This is a genomic window from Bradyrhizobium sp. NBAIM18, assembly GCF_020193825.1.
Lineage (GTDB): Bacteria > Pseudomonadota > Alphaproteobacteria > Rhizobiales > Xanthobacteraceae > Bradyrhizobium > Bradyrhizobium yuanmingense.
Map to the genome: position 1 here is coordinate 305,681 of NZ_JADYVO010000003.1, position 19,118 is coordinate 324,798.

At 57.8% G+C, this 19,118-nt stretch carries 12 protein-coding genes and 1 pseudogene; 6 read left to right on the forward strand and 7 right to left on the reverse strand.

From position 1 onward, the window contains the following. Positions 1-760 precede the first annotated feature (760 nt). Positions 761-2,824 carry a prolyl oligopeptidase family serine peptidase gene (locus tag I6F17_RS08950; protein ID WP_225126498.1) on the reverse strand — a complete coding sequence of 688 codons (2,064 nt, stop codon included), beginning with the start codon at positions 2,822-2,824 and terminating at the stop codon, positions 761-763. A 529-nt stretch (positions 2,825-3,353) separates the two neighbouring features. Between I6F17_RS08950 and I6F17_RS08955 the strand changes: the two genes are divergently transcribed. The 3 genes from I6F17_RS08955 to I6F17_RS08965 all read left to right on the forward strand — a co-directional run bounded on the left by I6F17_RS08955 (position 3,354) and on the right by I6F17_RS08965 (position 5,971). After that, entirely contained in the window at positions 3,354-4,832 is a 1,479-nt protein-coding gene (locus I6F17_RS08955; protein WP_225126495.1) for a PLP-dependent aminotransferase family protein, read from the forward strand. A gap of 97 nt (positions 4,833-4,929) precedes the next feature. Beyond that, positions 4,930-5,559, forward strand: a complete 630-nt coding sequence (locus I6F17_RS08960) for an FMN-binding negative transcriptional regulator (RefSeq protein ID WP_225126494.1) — start codon at positions 4,930-4,932, stop codon at positions 5,557-5,559. 238 nt (positions 5,560-5,797) lie between these two features. After that, positions 5,798-5,971 (forward strand): hypothetical protein, encoded by a 174-nt coding sequence (locus I6F17_RS08965; RefSeq protein WP_225126491.1) that lies wholly within the window; start codon positions 5,798-5,800, stop codon positions 5,969-5,971. Between the two features lie 2,445 nt (positions 5,972-8,416). Here the strand turns inward: I6F17_RS08965 and I6F17_RS08970 are convergent. The 3 genes from I6F17_RS08970 to I6F17_RS08980 all read right to left on the reverse strand — a co-directional run bounded on the left by I6F17_RS08970 (position 8,417) and on the right by I6F17_RS08980 (position 10,296). Then, positions 8,417-9,064 (reverse strand): hypothetical protein, encoded by a 648-nt coding sequence (locus tag I6F17_RS08970; protein WP_225126480.1) that lies wholly within the window; start codon positions 9,062-9,064, stop codon positions 8,417-8,419. 415 nt (positions 9,065-9,479) lie between these two features. Continuing rightward, on the reverse strand, positions 9,480-9,650 hold the full coding sequence (locus I6F17_RS08975) for a hypothetical protein (RefSeq protein WP_225126479.1): 171 nt from the start codon (positions 9,648-9,650) through the stop codon (positions 9,480-9,482). 286 nt (positions 9,651-9,936) lie between these two features. After that, positions 9,937-10,296, reverse strand: a complete 360-nt coding sequence (locus I6F17_RS08980; RefSeq protein WP_225126477.1) for a hypothetical protein — start codon at positions 10,294-10,296, stop codon at positions 9,937-9,939. A gap of 736 nt (positions 10,297-11,032) precedes the next feature. On the opposite strand from I6F17_RS08980, the gene I6F17_RS08985 reads away from it, so the two are divergent. The 3 genes and pseudogenes from I6F17_RS08985 to I6F17_RS09000 form a co-directional block, all read left to right on the forward strand. After that, on the forward strand, positions 11,033-11,185 hold the full coding sequence (locus I6F17_RS08985) for a hypothetical protein (RefSeq protein ID WP_162131275.1): 153 nt from the start codon (positions 11,033-11,035) through the stop codon (positions 11,183-11,185). A gap of 27 nt (positions 11,186-11,212) precedes the next feature. After that, positions 11,213-11,581, forward strand: a complete 369-nt coding sequence (locus I6F17_RS08990) for a hypothetical protein (RefSeq protein ID WP_036045711.1) — start codon at positions 11,213-11,215, stop codon at positions 11,579-11,581. 1,737 nt (positions 11,582-13,318) lie between these two features. Next, a pseudogene (locus I6F17_RS09000) lies at positions 13,319-13,590 on the forward strand (alcohol dehydrogenase catalytic domain-containing protein); the annotation flags it as partial. 1,936 nt (positions 13,591-15,526) lie between these two features. Here I6F17_RS09000 and I6F17_RS09005 read toward each other — a convergent pair. From I6F17_RS09005 to I6F17_RS09015, 3 genes are read right to left on the reverse strand one after another with little or no spacing between them, the layout of a single operon-like run. Further along, positions 15,527-16,855, reverse strand: a complete 1,329-nt coding sequence (locus tag I6F17_RS09005) for a glutamine synthetase (RefSeq protein ID WP_225126475.1) — start codon at positions 16,853-16,855, stop codon at positions 15,527-15,529. Then, positions 16,855-18,141 carry a hypothetical protein gene (locus tag I6F17_RS09010; protein WP_036016009.1) on the reverse strand — a complete coding sequence of 429 codons (1,287 nt, stop codon included), beginning with the start codon at positions 18,139-18,141 and terminating at the stop codon, positions 16,855-16,857. The genes I6F17_RS09005 and I6F17_RS09010 overlap by 1 nt, the downstream gene beginning before the upstream one ends. Then, the gene (locus I6F17_RS09015) at positions 18,138-19,007 is read right to left on the reverse strand and encodes a DMT family transporter (protein WP_225126473.1); all 870 of its coding nucleotides are present in this window, start codon (positions 19,005-19,007) and stop codon (positions 18,138-18,140) included. The genes I6F17_RS09010 and I6F17_RS09015 overlap by 4 nt, the downstream gene beginning before the upstream one ends. Between the last annotated feature and the right edge of the window lie 111 nt (positions 19,008-19,118).

Genomic DNA, 19,118 nt, shown 5'->3' on the forward strand with positions numbered 1-19,118 from the left:
ATCGAAGGAGCGTTCGGGCGCGGTCCAGCCTACGTCTCCTCCGGAGTGCAAAACCTGGACCCTAATTGAATCGGAAGTTCTTGGCCGTTCATGGGTGCTGGGACTATTGACGGAGGTAAGCGATTCAATGCAAGCCAGACGGCGATCCTTGAGAGTGTGTCGTCGCCGCTTTCAGCGGGCGGCCATGACGGCTGAATGCCGGAAGGAGCTGGCGCTCGTTGGCTCTACCGTTTCCGTGCGAATCAACCGTCAGAGTAGTAGCTTCAGCTTCAGAATATGGAAAAGACACAGCAGCGAGACGTCTCATAGCAAGCTGCAACAAGTTGAGCTGACGTATCAAGTCTCAGCCCAATCTATGTGAGCAAATTGTCGTTATCGCGCGCCGGGCCAGTCTGGTTCGTGGGCAGATGCGGCTTTATCTGAGCCCACCGCTTGTGGTTGAGCCAGAACAGCCCTTTGCGCATCGAAGTCCCCGCCGAATCAACTCGGTGCGAAGGAATCAGAGTTCGCTAATTAGGTACAGACCTAGGAGGCGCCGGCCGAGCGATGGCTCATTACCGGCGCCGCTTTTCAAGGCGCTGGTCGGCATGCGAGGTCTGTGCCGACTTCCCTTGCAGCGCGCTGCCTGAGTATCGAAAGGTCTTCAGCCCACTGCCACTTTGCCTCCACTGAGAAGTTCTCAAAGCTGCCGAGGGCTGCACGAGCTGATGTTAGTCAGCGTTGGTGAAAGTAACAACTGACGAGCTGATCGTGCTCCACTTCACCCACCATCGACAAGCCGCCGATGTGCATAGATGTAGATGAGCGCATCCTGGCGAGCACTTTCGATAGGAGTGGCGGGCCCATGTCCGCCCTTGAAATCCTCATAGTAGAAATACGGCTGGCCAAGCGCACGCAGCCTCGCGGCTGCCTTGCGGCCGTGTGCTGGATGTACGATGTCGTCGTTAGTCGCGCTGAGAATGAACGGAGCCGGATAGGTTCTGCCTGGCACCAGCTTCTGATAAGGCGAGTAACGCTGGATCCATTCGCGTTGGTCGGGAATGGCGGGATCGCCATATTCACCCCTCCAGAGCGCGCCCAATGTCAGCTTGGTGAACCGAAGCATGTCGAACAACGGTACTTGCGCGATCGCTGCATTGAAGAGATCGGGGCGCTGGGTCAGCGCGGTTCCCACCAGCAGGCCTCCTTGGCTGGCGCCGAACACTCCCAGCCGGCCCGGACTAGTGACCTTCCGCCTGATCAGGTCCTCCGCAACTGCGATGGCGTCCTCCCATGTGCGCTGCTTCGACGCTCCTTGGGCAGCCTCGTGCCAGTGCCGCCCTAGCCCGCCGCCGCCGCGCAGGTGCGCGACGACATATGCGTTGCCCTGTTCGAGCCAGAGTCGTCCCATGACCCCATCATAGGACGGCAGCTCGGGAAGCCCAAAGCCACCATAGCCATAGAGAAGAGTAGGAAGTGAACCGTCGAGACGGGCGTTACGGGGCCGCACCAAAAAGTAAGGAATACGCGTTCCGTCGCGCGAGGTCGCCTCGAATTGCTCAACGACATGTTGAGACGCGTTGAAGCTTTCACGCGCGACCTTCAAGGACTCAAGGTGTTCGGTCTCGACGTCAAAGTACCAGAGTGATGTCGGCTTGAGGTAATTGGAGACGGTGAACACTACTCGATCGGAAGCATTGGAAGCGGTTGACAGGCTGACATCCGCATTCTCTGGAAGTGCGATCGACGTGACCCGCCAAGCGCCGCGGTCGTACCTGTAGGTGAATGCCTTGCCCTGAAGATTGTCAAGGACTGTGAGTATCAACAAGCTCTTGCTGATGTGGAAGCCGCGGAGTTCCTGTCGAGGCCCGGGCTGAAAGACAAGCGAAGGCCTGGCATGCAGCGGATCCCGCTTCCATTCCGCCAAATCATACGAGATTATCGAGCCGGCCCTGAAGCCGGCGCCACCGAACGGCGCCCAATCTTCATCGAGGTCATTATCAAGTTTAACGAGCAGGCGGCCAGCGGTGATGCCGCCGATCTCCGCGCGCTTGGGCAGACGGAGCTTGATTGGCCCCTTGGGTCCCAGGAGTATATACTCCCGCTCATCGCGGCTCGTGTATCGTACGGCGCCGGTCGCGTGGACCGCGCCCTCATTGTCTCGCAGCACGAATGGCTCAACCCTATAATCGGTCCGTTCGCCGCGAAAGACCTCGCGTGCTTGCGCGAGCGGCTGAGAGCGCTTGACCTCCTTCAAGACGAAGGGATGACCGGCACGTGTCATGGTGCCTTTGCCCCAATCTCGCGCCACCAGAATAGTGTCGCGGTCTACCCAGTCGAAGTCCTGCTTTCCCTCAGGGAGATTGAAGCCGGTTTTGACGAAGGCCTTCATATCTTGGTCAAACTCGCGTACAAATGCAGCTTCCCTTCCGCCATCGAAAAGTTTGACCAAGCACAGCCGCTCTTCGGGCTGCAGGCATCTGGTGTCTCCGTTAAAAACCCAATTCTTCTTCTCCTTCGCAGCTAACGCGTCCACGTCCAGAATAGTTTCCCATTGCGGCTCTTTGGTGCGATAGCTATCAAGCGTGGTACGACGCCAGACGCCGCGCACGTGCTTCTTGTCTCGGGTGAAATTGTCTAGGCCGCGCCATCCCAAGGAAACCTTCGGGATGTCGTCTTGGGCGTTCGTGATGGCGAGCGCGTCCTGGCGGAAGCGCTCATAGCGCCAATCCGATTGTAGGATCTGTAGTGTCTTACGGGTCTCGTTGCGAGCCCACCTCAATGCGCGCGGCGCCTTCCTCTTCTCAAGCCAAAGAAAAGGATCACCTGCCGGCACGCTGGCCACTAAGGCATGGGAAAACGCCGGGGAGAACAAGCAAGTCATGGAGAGTGATGCGGCGAGGAGGAGCGACTTATTTAGGGGCATGTCCTGGACTGGGTTGGCCGGCCAAGCTCTTGCGAACTGGACGGAAGCTACGAAGGGTTGGATTCGGTCTCAAAGAGTCACATGGGAGATCGCGTCTGCGACTTGCCTGAACTCAGCAAGAGGCGGGCCAATCAAAGCAGATGGAATCTCCAGTCGCCCGAGGCAGAGAAGCACCTGAACTTGGTTTCAAGCACGACAATCCCACCAACTTTGTCGGTATCGTCTCAACAACGGCAGTCCCGGCCTTGTTGAGCACATAACCCGGAAGGCTCTTTGCAATTCAGTCGGCGATAGACTTCATCGAGACCGATATTGGGTCACGCCGGAATACAGACGGTCAGCAGTTCACGGAGCTTGTTTTGCGCGGCCACCTCGATTGAACCAGCTTGGTTTTGAAGCCGAACGGGCGCAGACTGGTCTAACCAATAGCGTTCTTGGTTAGGTTCATATGGTCCAGATTAAGGTGCCACACCGTGTCGGGCAGATGGGAGCGCGTCGGATCTATGAAGTGCTCAGGGATCAGATCCTAGGGCGCGTATACGGCTCGAATGGCTCGCTGCCCTCGTCCCGCGCTCTCGCCGAAGAGCTGGGAGTATCGCGCGGGACGGTGACGGTCGCATACGAACAATTGGCGGCTGAGGGATTCATCGAGACCCGCCATGGCGCCCGCCCACGGGTCGCAAAGGCTGTCGTCGAGACTGGGCGCACAGGCACGAAAGCACGGTCGTCTACACGCAAGGCACGAGTCTCGCGGTATGGTGAACGTTTGCGACAGGTCGTCGCACGCTCAACCGAGCAACCTCGTAATCTCGTTGCCGACTTTCGCTATGGTGATCTCTCACCTTTGGACTTTCCCGTACTAGCATGGAAGAGAGCCGTAACCGCTGCGATTACGCAGCGACCCCGAACCTTGACTTACGATGATCCACGTGGCTCGCTGCGCCTGCGGACGGCACTACAGGGCTATCTCTGGCGTTCGCGGACCGTACGATGCGAGATCGATCAGATCATCGTCGTCAACGGGTCACAGCAAGGGCTCGATTTGTGTGCTCGGCTGCTGCTTGACGCTGGAGATCGGTTCGTCATGGAAGATCCCGGCTACCCTATGGCGCGGCACATCCTCTCGGCGACCGGAGCTATTGCGATGCCAATTCCAGTCGACGCAAACGGGCTGGACACGGCGAGGCTTGCAAGGGCCGAAGCTCGTCTCGCTTACGTAACGCCCTCGCACCAATTTCCACTTGGCGGTGTCATGCCGATCGGGCGGCGGCATCAGTTGCTCGCCTGGACCAAGAAGGTTGAGGCCTACGTGATCGAAGACGACTATGATAGCGAGTACCGCTACGACACGAAACCTGTGCTCCCGCTGCACGCTCTCGAAGAGAGCGAGCACGTCATCTATCTTGGGACCGTCTCCAAGACACTCTCGCCTACCTTGAGGATCGGCTATGTCGTGGTGCCTCCTGAACTGCAGTTCGCGTTCAGCGCCGGCAAGCAGATCATGGACCGGCACACATCTCTCATCGAGCAAGAGGCACTAGCGACGATGCTCGATGCGGGCGCCTACGACAGCCATGTCAGGCGCATGCGGCGGCGCAACGACGAGCGCCGGCGAGCCCTGATCGAGGCATTGCGGCGGAGATTTGGCGAGCGAGTCCGAATCGAAGGTGACGCTGCCGGCTTGCATCTGGTCGTTTGGTTCGACGATCTGCCCAAGAAGTCCGAAGCAGCATTGATCGAAGCAGCCCGCGCAAAGGGGGTTGGCATCTACCCCATCTCGCCCCTGTACGATCAACGTCAGCCGGACCGCCGGCGCGGACGAAACCTCGTCGGGCTCATCTTGGGTTATGCTGCGCTGGAGGCTCATCAGATTGAGCGTGGGTGCCAGCTCCTGGCGCAAGCGAGGGACCAGTTTCGTTCACGGTGATAACTGCGAAACAACTGGACCAGCGAAATCGTGACGAACTGGCCTTTCTAAACGTAGCAGGCTTGGGCTATTCCGGAGCGGAGAACGGAGAACCGCTATGTACGTGCCCCCCGCCTTCCGGGATGATAACATCGAGAACATCCGATCGACCATCAGCTCCGCACGCTTGGCGAACCTAATCACAGCCACGGCAGAAGGGCCGCTCGCAACACCACTTCCGCTATTCCTGGACCCGATGGAAGGCGAACGGGGAGTCCTGTACGGCCACCTCGCCAAGGCCAATCCGCAATGGCGCGCGGCTCCGATCGGCGAAGCCCTGGCCATTTTCATGGGTCCGGAAGCTTACGTGACCCCCTCATGGTACGCCACAAAGCAGGAAACCGAAAAGGTAGTGCCGACATGGAACTACATCGCCGTCCATGCTTACGGTCCGGTTGAGTTCTTCGAAGATAACGAACGTCTGCTTGATGTAGTTACCCGATTGACGAACATTCATGAGGGCTCACGGGTGACACCTTGGTCTGTCAGCGACGCTCCGGCAGACTTCATCGGCGCCCAGCTGCGTGGGATTGTCGGCATCCGCATTCCTGTCACCAAGTTCGAGGGCAAGCGCAAGATGAGCCAGAACGGTCCTCTTGCCGACCGTATCGGTGTCGTCACCGGACTTGCTGCGAGCCAAGAACCGCGCGATCAGGAAGTCAGCATCATGGTCCCAACGCTGGCCTGAGCCACGACACTTCAGACCGCAACGCCAGGCCGACCTGTGTTCGGTACCAGTTCTTCATTTTCCCGGCAGCGGCGATGCTCGTGGCCGTCACGCCGGGACCTGGCATCTTCTATATCGTCGCGCGAACGCTTGCTGGCTGCAGGGGTGAAGGTTTGGCGTCGAGCTTCGGTCTAGGGTTTCGGTGGGCTTGTTCACGTAGCGGCTGGCGCCGCCTGCCTCACCTCCCTCGTCATGGCGAGTGCGGACGCGTCAAAGCGGCCTGATCTTTGCCAGCAATTACACCTACACCACCCAAGGTGCCATCGGTGGCACGTCATCCTATGGCAGCGTACCAGGCTTCACCAAGCTCGCCATCGGCGCGACCGTGACGGGTGAGATTCCTCTCAATCGTTGGGATCGCCGTATCTGGTAGATGCCAACGCGACGCTACACTGATGGATATCCGTTCAAGATCGCCGCCAACTTTGGTGCGCGTTGACGAACGGACCGGCCGAACTACAGGGAAAGGTTCTCCAGCGACTTTGCGATACCGCGGAGCCTTCCGATCGCCGCGTCAAGCTCTTCGATCAATTCTTGCCGGTTTTCTTCTTTTCTCGCGTTCATGGTCTTCAATTGAGCGCTGACCTCCTCGCAATGCCTGGACCGCAACCTGGGGGCCTGCTTCTAATGATCCTGGGAGTTGTCTTAAGCTCGAGCCGCGTGCTGCGACGTCGTGTTGAGCCAAGTAGCCGACGGGGCTGCACCAGCGGCATAAAGGCCCCAGCCGCAGGGGCTGATTCGTGGCTAGGGCCAGTCTACTCGCATCCATCGCTGGCGGGTGCTCCCTCTCTAAATCGGCGGCACGCCTTCTTCGATTTAGCTTTCCGCTCGGATCGGCGGCCTTCCTCAATCGCGCACGTGGTGGTGCTCGCAGCCGGTGGATGGCACCGCCTCCGATCTCGCAACCGCAGTTGACTTCAACAACGTCGAAGCAGCAGTTAGCCGGCGGGGTTACGACAGCAAACCTGCCACATGCTCCTCGTCGCCGACGGCGCTAAGGACATTCAGTTGAAGAGCCGCCCAGCATCGGGATGATGTTTCGCGGGGAGCGCCCGCGCGTTGAGCCTAACCCAAGACCAGAGACAGATCTGAACCAACGCCCTGGATTGACCAACAAATATTTTGAACCCGCGTTTTGCAAGCTCACGTCGATGTTTGGAGAGCGCTCGGCCCGAAGCTCTCAAGTGAAAGCTGATACGCCGCGATGCGGAACTTAGTTCGGGGCTGCTCAGCTGCCAGGCCGCCTGAGTGGAGTTGCTCATGAGTACTGAGCGAAATCCCGACCCTGTGATCCTGTTGTTCGCGATTGCCGTGATCGTCGCCGCCTTCGCGGTATTCGTCACGACGTTTGAGCGGGTTGGGAGCACCACAGCTGGGGGCGAGGCTCCCTCCCTGACCACGGGGCTGGGCAAGCCTCGGCCGCCTCTTGAGCGGGCACCCGGCCAATCAGTAAGGAAGTAAGCACCCCACCTGAACCGACAAAAGGTGTCCATCCTTGTGCTGCGGCATCAGACCCGCAACCTGGCCCAAGTCGATCGACTTTCGAACGAAGTGACCCGCAACGACGACCCCACTGCCCTCTTTTTTAGCTTGTACGATCCTACCTCCGATTGCATACTCTTCCCGTTCTCGCCTGCATATTGTTTCAATAGTGATTGTTCGAGGCAGTAATGAGTAACCGAGGTCAAGTTTACAACTATTCGGCTATTCTGCGTCAACGGGTCGAGGGACTTATCGCACTATTTGGGGAACTGCAGGCGCTCCGGCGACGCCTGCGAGCTGCTAACGCGAGAAGGATTGGTCGGCGTATCCAAAAGGCCGCGCGGAGAAGAAGAGTTGTTCGGCGGTGATAGCTACCGTTCAATGCAACGATCGCCGGTCCCCGCTTCGACATTGATACGAAGCCGGGTCAGGTCGCTTCACGAGCAGCTGCCGTCTGCAGCCATTGGCCGGAACACCGGCATTGGAGCAACAGTTTCCCGGCACTTTGACCAGTGCGCGATTCTTAATTTGCGCCGCGTGGGCGACTCAGACCCGCTCTCTGTACGAAGCAGACAGAATGGGGCGAGGGAATGATTGTACGCGCGGCGGCCATTGTTGCGTTGCTGCTGATGCCGCTGGGGTCCGAAGCCTTCGCTTCGCGTCACCACAGGCCTACAACTCGCATATCTTGCAGCGAGGTCAGATATTACGTCGCGAAATATTCGGCACCGGTGGCATCGCAATCTCACCGCGTGCCGAAGCGAGCGGCTCGAGCTTAAGATGGAGAGCATCCCCAGCATCATCAGCAGTGCGCCAAACCAAGTTGCCGTCCGGCTCGCCGCTTGTGCTGAAGCGCGCTACACTGGGCAGGATACCTGACGCGCCGGTGTGACGGAAGAGTCCAGGCGACGGTATAGCCGAGTGGCCACACGTACAAAGGTTCCGCGCGTCTGCGCTTACTTTGGGCGCTGCTTTACACGAACATTCGACTAGGATGACAGGCTCCTTTGGGATCGGACTGTCATCATGCGGTACAGAGTGCTCGTGGTGGACAGCAGCAGGCGAGTGATATGCGCCGCGAAGCTCGACTGCGTCGACGAGGAGGCTGCGAGATGTCGGGCCGAGCAAATGTATGGCGAGCACGACGTTGAGCTTTGGGAAGGGGATCGGTTCGTTGCCGTCTTCCCAAGTGCAACGTCGAATGAAGATCGAAGCGACCGCTTGTCCTGATTAGAGGGTCCGCCACGCCGCCGAGTTTGGGCGTGTACTCATTGCGCGGCCGAACGATGACGCCCGATTACCCAGAAAAGCGATCCAACCAATCTCGTAATTGCGGTTAATGGACGTCTCGGTCCAACTCTCGCAACAATCGATGCAGGAAGTCGCTGGCGTGGTTGTATTGTGCGCCGTCGTCCAGGATCTGATGAGCCAGTGGTGACATTATGTTGCCAACGGCCTCAGGGCCAATCAGCTCGGTCCGTGACGACCACAACTCCAGCAGCCCGTCCGGGATGTGGTCGCTCGATCCAAATAGCTTCAGGAGCCGGGCTTCGGCGACACCGTTATGATCATGGTGGGCCTTGGCCGCATAAAAGGCGAACAAGCTACGAAAGGCGTCACGGGAAACGGAAGGCTTAGCCATCGCAATGTCCCCCACAGAATCCTTCAAATGAATTTGCTTAATCCGGAGCTGAACGGAAGCTATTCCCTCGAAATCCTCACACGAAGAAGATTCTACAACGAACCAGGAAAAAGCGGCAAGCCCTAATCCATGGTAGATAGGACGCATTGACACCAGGCTTTGTTCGTCTTTTAGAAAAGTTACCGTTGTTAGCGTGCGGTTCACACTCAACAAAACGTCTGCTTTCAGGGGACAGTGCTCTCGGCGGCTCCGCCGCGGTGTGCTGCTCAGCCGTCCGAAGCCGGCCGTCCCTGGTCCGTTCCCGCTTTCCGCCGGAATGCGCCCCCAGACGACCATGACCATTCCACCTAGCGCATAAGGCATCACGAAGGGAGGCCGACTCCAGCGCAGTCAGGTCCCGCAATACGAGGCAATGGTCTGAGGAAGCCAGAAGACCATTCCAGAACTCTCGCAGACCAGTAAGAACAAGAATGCAGAAATCAGCAGGACTTTGCCGTCGGTTATTCCCTCCAACAAACGAGGCGGGACCATCGATCGGTCTGCGCGACTGCTCTTCGCCAGCAGCCTCCGCTAAGATGCGCTTCGCTTCGGGTCGAGGGCCTCCGAGAATGCGTTGCCGTCGCCGGTCAGGTTCATCATCTCCAGGTCGGCGGTGGTAAGTTCTCGAGACCAACCTGTCGCCCGCGCGAGACTCCGGCAATACTCAGGCTCATGGATCCAGGTCCTGGTTCTGGTCGGCCGGTTTACGCGGTGCAGCTTAACCGCTTACTTCACGCCGTCGACGATCCAGTTCCAGCCTTCCCGTTTTATTTCTTTGCCGAGGAATCGCGATAGCTTCCTCGTTCAGATAATACCAAGCCGTGGTGTCCGAATTGGCTCGGCCGTCGATCGTCATTTCGGGAGCGGGCTTACTGTCGAGCTGCAGCATCAGGCCTGTTAGTTCGGCCGCAACGTGAACTGGTGCGTTCCTTGATTGGAGGCGCAGCGCTTCCCATGCGGAGGTGATGACGCCACAGCGCGATGCTCCGCGGCCCCCGCTTCAAACCCGCAGCTTTCCCGGAGGCGTTCGAGCGGTCGATGAGCGCTGCGCAGGTTACAGTCAACACCGACGAGCCGGGATCATCCGTGAGGCTCGCAGCGTAAGATCCTGGCCAGCGGAAAGCGAGTTGGGGGCCGTCCATGAGGAGCGCAAACACGAGATTGGGCCCGAGGGATCACGACAGCGCAGGTGGACGCGAGCCAAGTCTTCCACAGATCACGGCTGTCAAAGCGGACCGGTTGCGGAAAACGTCCATGTGGATGATGCGATGGCCGATTTCCAGATATTCCCAGCACACCCATCTCGTGGACAGCTCGTCTTGTAAGCCGCAGGACTCGATCTGCTGGCCGTCGAGCTGCCAACGATGATGCTTGCACCTGGAATGAGTTGCCGCAACTCTCTCGCCGAAGCTGTTGGTATAAAGAGGCGAGACCACAACGAAGTTGCCGAGAAGGCCGTTACAGTCCCTCGACGCACCCGAGATCACGAACTCAATCGAAGGATGGTGATCGCGGACGCCTGACCAGAGCATCATGCGTGCTCCAGTCGAGCGCGTATTCCGGCAGAACGATCCCGTTCGCAGGCTTTCGCTTACGACGCGCCTCTGCGAGCAGCCGATCGACGAAGAAAGATCACGTCACCCCTCTTCAGTGCTCCATCCTCATCGGTGGCGCTCGGTGTGACTCCCTCCGGGCGGAGCCACTTTTCTCGACGCGAAAACGTCCCCAACGATTCTTATTTCCCTTCTTGTCGCGATTCACTCGGCCGCGGAAGCAACCTGCAGGGATGGCGTAGGGAAAGGGCCCCAGGAGCAGATTGAGCCTGGTCTGATTGTTGCCGTAGTTCGCTTCGGGTTGGTGCCAGTACGCGTTCGTGTAGCCTCTCGGCGATAGGAGCGTCAGGTTATGACTGAGCGTCCGGATCGACCAGCCCAACTCCGTTGCCCGGCCTTTTAAGGCTGCCGATTATAGCCCCATTGTTTTCGAAATGAGTGAAATCGGGTGCCAAATTCGGGCTCGGAGCAATGGCCACAGGCGGGCCCTGTTCGGTTTCGATGGAGCACGCATCGGCACACGGAACGGCAACGATGATAGCGCCACTGGGAACATCGAGAGCGTCTGCCGGACTTGACGCAAATTGACCCGGACGAGCCAGGTTTGTCGGCGAGAATGAAAGGTGTTCCCAAGGCTGGCGCCCGGACTTGTGGCAGCTCCCATGCGTGTCCGGAATGTGAGGGCCATATCAGGCGCGGCGAGTCCCAGGACGCGATCATGACGCATCGCATTCGTGGTTTTGACGCGGCCGCAAAGTTCGCTACGCTGGCAACCCCGCGTGCAGGCAACGATGAGAACTGCGAGATTGCAGGCGTGCGCGCTTCTTTTGGAGCCATTTACCGAAATCGGTCCGCACAAACGTTTGTATGAATTGGACAGGCGCTTCGAGCAGCTAAATTGAAACGCCGAAAGAGGGCGCTGGCAGCGGAGAGGCTTCCTGGGTTTGACGACTTGTTCGCCTTCGTTTGGGAAGGCAATGGCTTCCTTCGACCTCTCGGGTCGGAGATGATCTCGATGGGCACTTCAATGAGTACTTTGATTCGCCTCCGCTACAACACAATGGCCGATGAAAGCCCGGGCGGCGAATGGAGATGGCGCGTGATCATGGAGAGAGATGGCGGATATGAGGAAGTTCTCGTAAAAGAGCTCTCGATCAACGTGCCGTCATTCTCCCAGGCAGACGAGATGCCTGTTGTTGGGCGCAAGTACCATATTGCTTGCCACGGCACACTCACGGTGAAAGACGGTCTCGGTACCATCAGGTGAACCGAATGAGGTCGCCTCGATTGGGCTGAGCCGGCCTGGCTCGTCCTCACGCTCTAGCCATCTGCCGTGGACTTAAACGGGCGACTGAAGCGATGATCCCGCCAGGCGCCTCGTCCGGAAGGCTGGTTGAAGTTCTATTGGCCGCCTGTCCGGTTGCCGCCTTTGCCCCCCGTTTTTGTAAGCCTCACGCCCACCAGGATTGAGCGGGTTGAAATCATGCGCGTCCACTTTTTCGCATCGTCTGCTCACGGCTGCATCATATCAAGGGGCGTAATTCGCCAATCTTAACGCAGTCATGAAACGCCACAACGATTCGTAGCTGAATCCTTTAGCGAAGGGATAACCAAGGAGTAATTCGTTCGCTGCCTTCATAGTCTCAAATTGATCATCAGCGTCTTTGGTGTTGTTGATCAAGCATCAAGAGGCCCCTGCGAACATTTCAAGCGATCACGTTTTTGGTTGGCGTAACATGGGGAAGAACGGTGGAGAACCGCCGACCTGGACTTCCGTCAAAACACTCCAACCTTGTTGAGCATAAAGTCGCATCGCGTGCGGACTGGTCGCCTCCAAGTGCACAGGTCTCTGCGCGGCATCTGAGATCTCGGTTGCGTGCCGAAGAAGATGTCCTGCGAGCCCTGATCGCTGATGTATGGGATCAATGGCTACCATACTGACATACCAATGCGGCTGATGCGGATGGTACTTACCGAACGTTTCAAAAAGTCTTGCGGTTTCGGAACGCCGGTGCGCAGGAACGCTCTTTAGAAGGAATTCCATCATGCTGGTGTTGTCGCGCTTTTCGCCAGCTGCGTCCCATAAGATGGCTCCCTTGTCGCCGTCGTTAAGATATGCGCCGCTCGAATATGGACTGCCGCAGTGATGCTTAATAAGTCCGTTAAAATGCTGCAGGTACTCCCGCGGTTCAGGGTACAGCCACCTCAACAAAGGACACATCGTAAATGCGGTTCTTAGGATCGCAAGGACTCTCGAGTGGTCCTGAAGATCGATAGTGCATCCCCATCGGCGGATTGCATAGTGCCTCCTTACGCTGCCAGTGCCGAACTGTGGCTCTACCGATCTAGCGCTTTGAATCCACCGACCGCGTGGCCAAAAAACTGTGGTAGCAAAAGCCAGGCCAAAGAATTGTGCGGCTCGCCTTGCTTCTTGGAGTGGAATGTCGTCTTCGCGACAGGACGGGGACGCGGTTGCCGTCGGGGAGCTAGCGGTTGCGAAAGCGCTAGCCCGGGCTGGCTGATGCGCAACAGCCACCCGAAGGTAAATATCCGCACAACGTTGAGTGAGATGGTTCACTCTTCAGACGCTCGGCATTTACCCCGCGAGGCTTTCAACGATGCTTCGCTCTCCTGCCGCCGCGGAGCCCCGCGAACTGCCGGTGAGGTGCGGGAGCCGCGCCGCGGGATGTTGAGCTGGGCGGATCGCTGGCCGGGCAGAACAGCCGCCGAAGCCGGCGATCCCTACGAATCTCTCCGACAGCCTTCTCGGGCCACAGGAACGCTCGGCCCATATCGTGTCAAAATCTCACGGCAAGCAATTCCCGAAGACGTGAAGCCACCTCGCGGGCGATTGCAGAGGGCGCTTAGCGATTCCACCGGACGGTGGTATGGAATTTGCTGTCTCCGCTCGCGCCGCCGCACGCGATTGCGCCATCGCCACTGATGCCTACGCAACGCGCGAGATCGCAGTGCTCTGCATCAATTAAAGCGTAAGGTTTCTAACATGAAGGCGCTCGTCAAGGCTAAGTCTGAGCCCGGACTCTGTCTACGCGACGAACCCGTGCCCATGATCGGCCCGACTGATCTCTTGATCAGGGTCAAGACCGGGGTTTGCGGTACGGATATTCATATTTTCCGCTGGGACGAGTGGGCTCGTAAAACGGTGCCTGTGCCCATGGTGGTGGGCCACGAGTTCGCGGGCGAAAGAGTGATCTCGGCTCGGCCGTTCAAGGCCTTGCATGCGGCCAGCGTGTGACGGGAGAAGGCCATGTAATCGCAATGCACGGTCTGGCCTAGGCCGCCCGGACCCGCATTCTGAAGGCACGTAAATTGCTGGATAACGAGCAGGAGCTGGCGCAAAGAACGCAGGCCGCAGCGACTATCTCGGAATTCTAATGAGGCTGATCCGATTTATCTTGTTCCACCTGGCTTTGATGCTGCTTGCACCTGAACTTTCAGACGCAACGAGTGCTGCCGCTGGCGCAAGTCCTTCGAGCGTCAAAGCTATGGCGACATTCAAGCAGAATGGTCCCCGAGAGAGGTGCTACCAAGCTTCAGGAATGGCGGCGGTTACGACAGCCAAACGACGCTAGCCGCACCCGGTCAACCGGCGGACAACCTCCAGCCCGTCAAGCTGCCTGGCAATTCCGCGGGGCTGGAACCCAGCCTTAGATGTATGATCCGCACGCCCCAACGCCCGACAGTCAATATCCTCGATGGCGCTGATAGGCTCAACCTCCCCCTTGTGACGTACGGGATGTGCAATCCTGCCGCCCCGCCTTTTAATCTCCTAGCTGCAGAGACGCCGCGCTCAAATACAGCTATCCCCCATGGGGTGCTGATTGTCGCCTTTCTGACTGTTCTTGTCGTTATTTTTGTAGAAGTAAACGGTCCAGGTGCGGGCACGTGAGGGAGCAGAGCTGGGTTATATCGCAGTCGCCGTTCAGCTGATCTCCCGCAACTGTTCGCTGGTTGCGATTCAGCGTTCACGCCAAGGGACTCACGGGAATTTGTCCGTCCTCCAGGGTGCGGCAAGACCACACTCCTACGCTGCATTACCCGGATGCAGCGTCTGATGAGTGGAGTCTGCTGGGTCGACGGCGAGATTTGGCAGGATGAGACGATGTTTCAGCCGCACTCATCTACGTCCCATCGCGGGTGTATTTCAGCGGCCGATCTTTTCTCATTTGTCTATCAAAGCGTATTCTCCTGTAGAGCCCGTCAAAACCGAAGGCGGCACTGATCGACTTTGACGGTGTGGTCGAACCGCTAGTCTTGTGGCACTGCCTGACGGTGGGCCCGTCACATCTTTCTGGGGCGCAGCAATGTAGCGCGCTGTCGATCCCAACTCGGCTACTTTTAGTGGCGACCCGCTCATTTGGACTCAACTGCACCGCCAAGAGCGAGCTCTGCCATGTCTTTAAGGCTTGGCTAGCTTGGCACGATTTTCTCCAAGCTTGACGGCACCCATCAGGACAGCCGCGGAGACGTCGCTCAAGGCGACCGATCAGAAGGACAGGGGCGAGACGACCATTCAACTCACCGAGAGATCGCATCCCACGACGGTCCGGTCCTGGCGCGCGTGCGTCACTCACGCTGCTTGATCGCAAATCGGCTATCCAGCGAAGACGGCCTCACCGGGGGCCCTCACCGGAGGAGTACTTTCTTACGGCCTTCCCTAAAGTTCTCTGGCCTTTCGCGTGATGCGCTCACCCGTTCGAAGCCGATAAAGGCAAGATCATTGTTGCAGCCTTTGTACGCGCCCATCCCAAGATCTGCTGGGGCGGTTCTGCGCGATATCCTCGTGCGGCGCTTGAGGGACAATCCTTTACGCATCTTCGCGAAATAGACTGCGCAGCATTCCTCGCGCTCATGAATCCAGGACCAAAAGTGATTGGCCCCTCTTCGCCGGCAGGGAATTCAGAGCGCCGCTCGGAGCGCGTCCTGGCCAGCACTGATCTACCCGACCTCGTCTCGGGCGCGGGGCTCCGCGGTTCGGCTACAGCGTTGCGCGTCACTGCTCTTCGGCTTCGCCCCACTGGACAACTATTCCCCTTTCGCCTTCCTTCTTGAAAAAGTTAGCACATCTTACCTGCATCACATCGAAGCAATCGCAATTGCGGCCACAGAGCAGTTGGCAGCAGACCTCATCAGCTCCACGCCCCCTTCACATGGCTGCGAGAGGAACGAGGCACAGAACTGTCAAGACAAACTAGATGATCTCGAAGTATCTCCGACGTTCAAAGTCGGTCACTCGATTTTGAACGGCGTCCCATTCCCAACGGCGCGAGCAAGAGAATGCTTCAACAAACCTTTCTCCGAAAACCTCGTTCGCTGCTGCTGACTGTGCAAAACGAGAAGTTGCCTCTGATAGGCTTTGAGGTAGTCTCGCAGTCATCTCCACGCTTGCATCACCGGCGATCGATGCGGGTAGTGCCACACCTGTCTCGAGTCCCAATATTCCGGAACCAATGGCACATGCGAGCGCAAGATATGGGTTCACGTCTGCGCCAGCCAGCCGATATTCCAGACGATGGACGGACGGCTCTCCCGAGATAGCGCGAACCGCGCAGGAGCGGTTGTCAACACCCCAGCTTGGACAGATTGGTGCCCAGCAGCCAGGCACCAACCTCTTGTAGCTATTGAAGTTCGGCGCAGCGAGCACACAAAACTCGTTCATGTAGTTCAATTGTCCGGCGATGAATTGCCTCATAACCTTTGAGAAGTTGCCAACCGCATTGCTGTCGTAAAACGCATTCTGACCATCCGAGGACATCGAAATGTGAATATGGCCGGACTGGCCCGGCCAATCCTCGGAAACCTTGGCCATGAATGTAGCCATCAAGCCTCGCCTTTGCGCCCATGCTTTTATCATCGACTTGAATATGGTTGCTCGATCGGCAGCTTCCAACGCATCACAATGACGAAGTGACGCTTCGACCACGCCCGGTCCCGTTTCGAAGTGCAGTCCGCTGAGAGGTATTCTAGCTTTCTCACAAAGCGCCAAGATCTCATCGAACAGCTCATGTTGAGCAACGGAGCGCATAATCGAGTAGCCGAACGGGCCCCGTGTTAAAGGAGCCCATTCGCTGAACGGCTTATCCTCAATTGTATCGGCGTTCTCCTTGAACAACATGAATTCAAACTCGAACCCGACAGCGCATCTGTATCCGAGGTCAGCAGCCCTTCTCAGGACCTTACGCAGAACACCCCGCGGGCAGATGTTCTCATGTGCGCCCGTGAACTCGGCAAGGTAGAGATATTGATTGCCGACATCAGACACCGAACGGCCGGTGGCAGACAGAATACGCAGGTCAGCATCCCCAAATGCTGATAACGGCTGCTGCGTGAAACTGATCGGAATGACCCGATCCGAACAATCCCACGCCAGCACAGCTTCAGAGAACTTGATGACTTTATCTTGACCCGAGAGATCTTCACCTAAGACGTGCTTGCCTCGCAGCACACCGTCGAAGTCGCTTACGCCGATCATCGCCGCGCGGGCTGGACTCGCTCCGGTCAAGGTTGCTTCAGTTGTCATCACTGGCTATCCCGCGCCACCAATTCGAACACCTGGTCCATCCGCATTGCTCGCAACTTGTGATAGTCATCATTAAGCTGATTCACGTCGCTATTCACGAGATAGACGATGCCTGGTGTCGACGCCAAATCGATGGTCGGAACCAGCTCTTCACCAATTGGAACGAATGCAATGGCATCCGCAAAGCTCGGGAGCTTGCGAATTGCTTGGAGTCCCGGGTAGCCGGCAACGACACCGCCCCTGTTGGAGATCAGGGAGACACATAGTGCGTGCGCCTTCCGGTTGTACGGCCCGCGCATCCTCATGTACTCCCCAAAGCCCTCGGGATCTGCGTAGCGCCAAGCGGTCAGCGTGATATGGTTATGCCCCAACGCCATCATTCGTGCTTTTGCCGACATAGTCCCTTGAAGCCTCGCCCCGAAGTCCACCAGAACGGGCCCCCGATGATCGACAATGATCTCGGCATGAGCCGGTCCCTCGAGGATCTGAAGTGCCTGCAACGCACGTTTCAGGTAGTCGGAGAGCTCCTGAACGATTGGTTCGCTGCCGTCCAACAATCTCTCGAGTGAGCAGACCGATGATGCCCCCTCGATAGGAACGGTGTCATAGGTCCAGGCCTCCGTAATGAAGGCATCTCCGTGGATCGAGACGGCGTTTACGGTGTATTGTTGACCGTTTATTTTTTCCTGCCCGAGGGCAAAACGATTCAATGCTCCGACACGGTTCGTCTTCCCGACAATCGCGCTTAGAGCACGCTGAATATCGGCATCTGTCGAGCAAAAGAATACATCCTCGGTGCCCGTACTGTTCAGAGGTTTGATCACGATCTCGTCGAAGTTCGCTTCGCGCCTCCAGCTTGCGATCTCTACAGCATTGTCAGACACGACTTGTCTGATCGATCGCACACCGGCATAGGTCAGCGCACAAGACAATCGTGCTTTGTCACGCCGAGCAGCCGATAGAGCGGTCCCGTTTGAAGGTAAGCCCAGCCGCTCGGACAACGAATCGGCGAGTTCGACTCCAGACTCGCAACCCGCGATAACGAACTCAAATTCTCTGCCCTGGAGAGCCTGAAGATGATATTCAACGATGTCATCATACCCCATGCGCTCGCCGGGGCGAATGAGTTCATCGTACAGATCTGCATTGAAATGCGCTTGGAATATCGGTGGAATCTGTGCGGCCGACATCACATGCACGGTCCCAATTCCATAGCGCTTGAATTCTTCGGGTAGGTAGCGGCCCGTAGAGTATGCGTCCACGACTACACATTTCCGTTCTTTCATGCGGATCTCCGATACTGCAAGTAGATGTTGCTGACAGCGATAGCCGTAATGAGGACATTTCCAACGAACGTGTGTGACGAAGGCACGATGCGAGAATCGAAGTACTGGAACAGGAAGGTGACGATGGGGGCGGTGGACAGGACCATGTTGACGGTGAAGGGCTCTACGCGGCGAATGCCCTCCTGAATCAAGAGCAAAGGTAAAACGATCGTCGACAGCCCAATTGCTGCGATCGCAAACCAATGCTGCGAGATCTCCGGCACGATAGATGAATGGTCGACCAGCCCCAGCAGCAAGAGAATGGTTCCATAAAAGCGATGCGCCAGCACCTGTCGGCCGGAAAACCCACGGTCGAACAGCACCTTGACAAGTATATTTGTGAGGGCGAGCGATAGGCCGGCCACGATGGCGAAGACGATGCCAATGGACGATCGAGCCGCCCACTCCACGCCCGCATTGCCGCTGGCCGAGATCCAAATCATGTAAGTCCCGATCGTCGCAATCGCGGCGCTCACGACAATATCGGATGCTGGTGGGGCGCCCCTGCGCCTGATCAGGGCGTTTAACCACACTGTTGCGGCGGGCCCCAACGCCACCATGAAAGCGACCACGATCGCAGGTTCAGCGTATTTCAGTCCTATAAATAGGCCGATCCAGCTGATCGCCGTCACGACGTTGAGTGCGACGAAGACCAGGAGCGACCATTTTCCGGCTCTTGCTTCGCCTCCCTCGTGACGAGCCAAGAAGTTGAACGTTATACAAACCACCGCGAAAGACAGCAGGAGCGCCACGAACACATCCGCTTTCTGAAAATACGATGCCGCATAAACCTCCCCTGCCGCGCTCAGAACGACATAAAGCGCCATAAAAAACACTCCTAGAGCGAAGCCACTCGTAGATCGTCCACCCTTTTTGTGCCCGCGAGGCCGGGCGGAGCTCTCGGAAGCCCAGGCGCGCGCGTCGTTTTCGGAGGACTG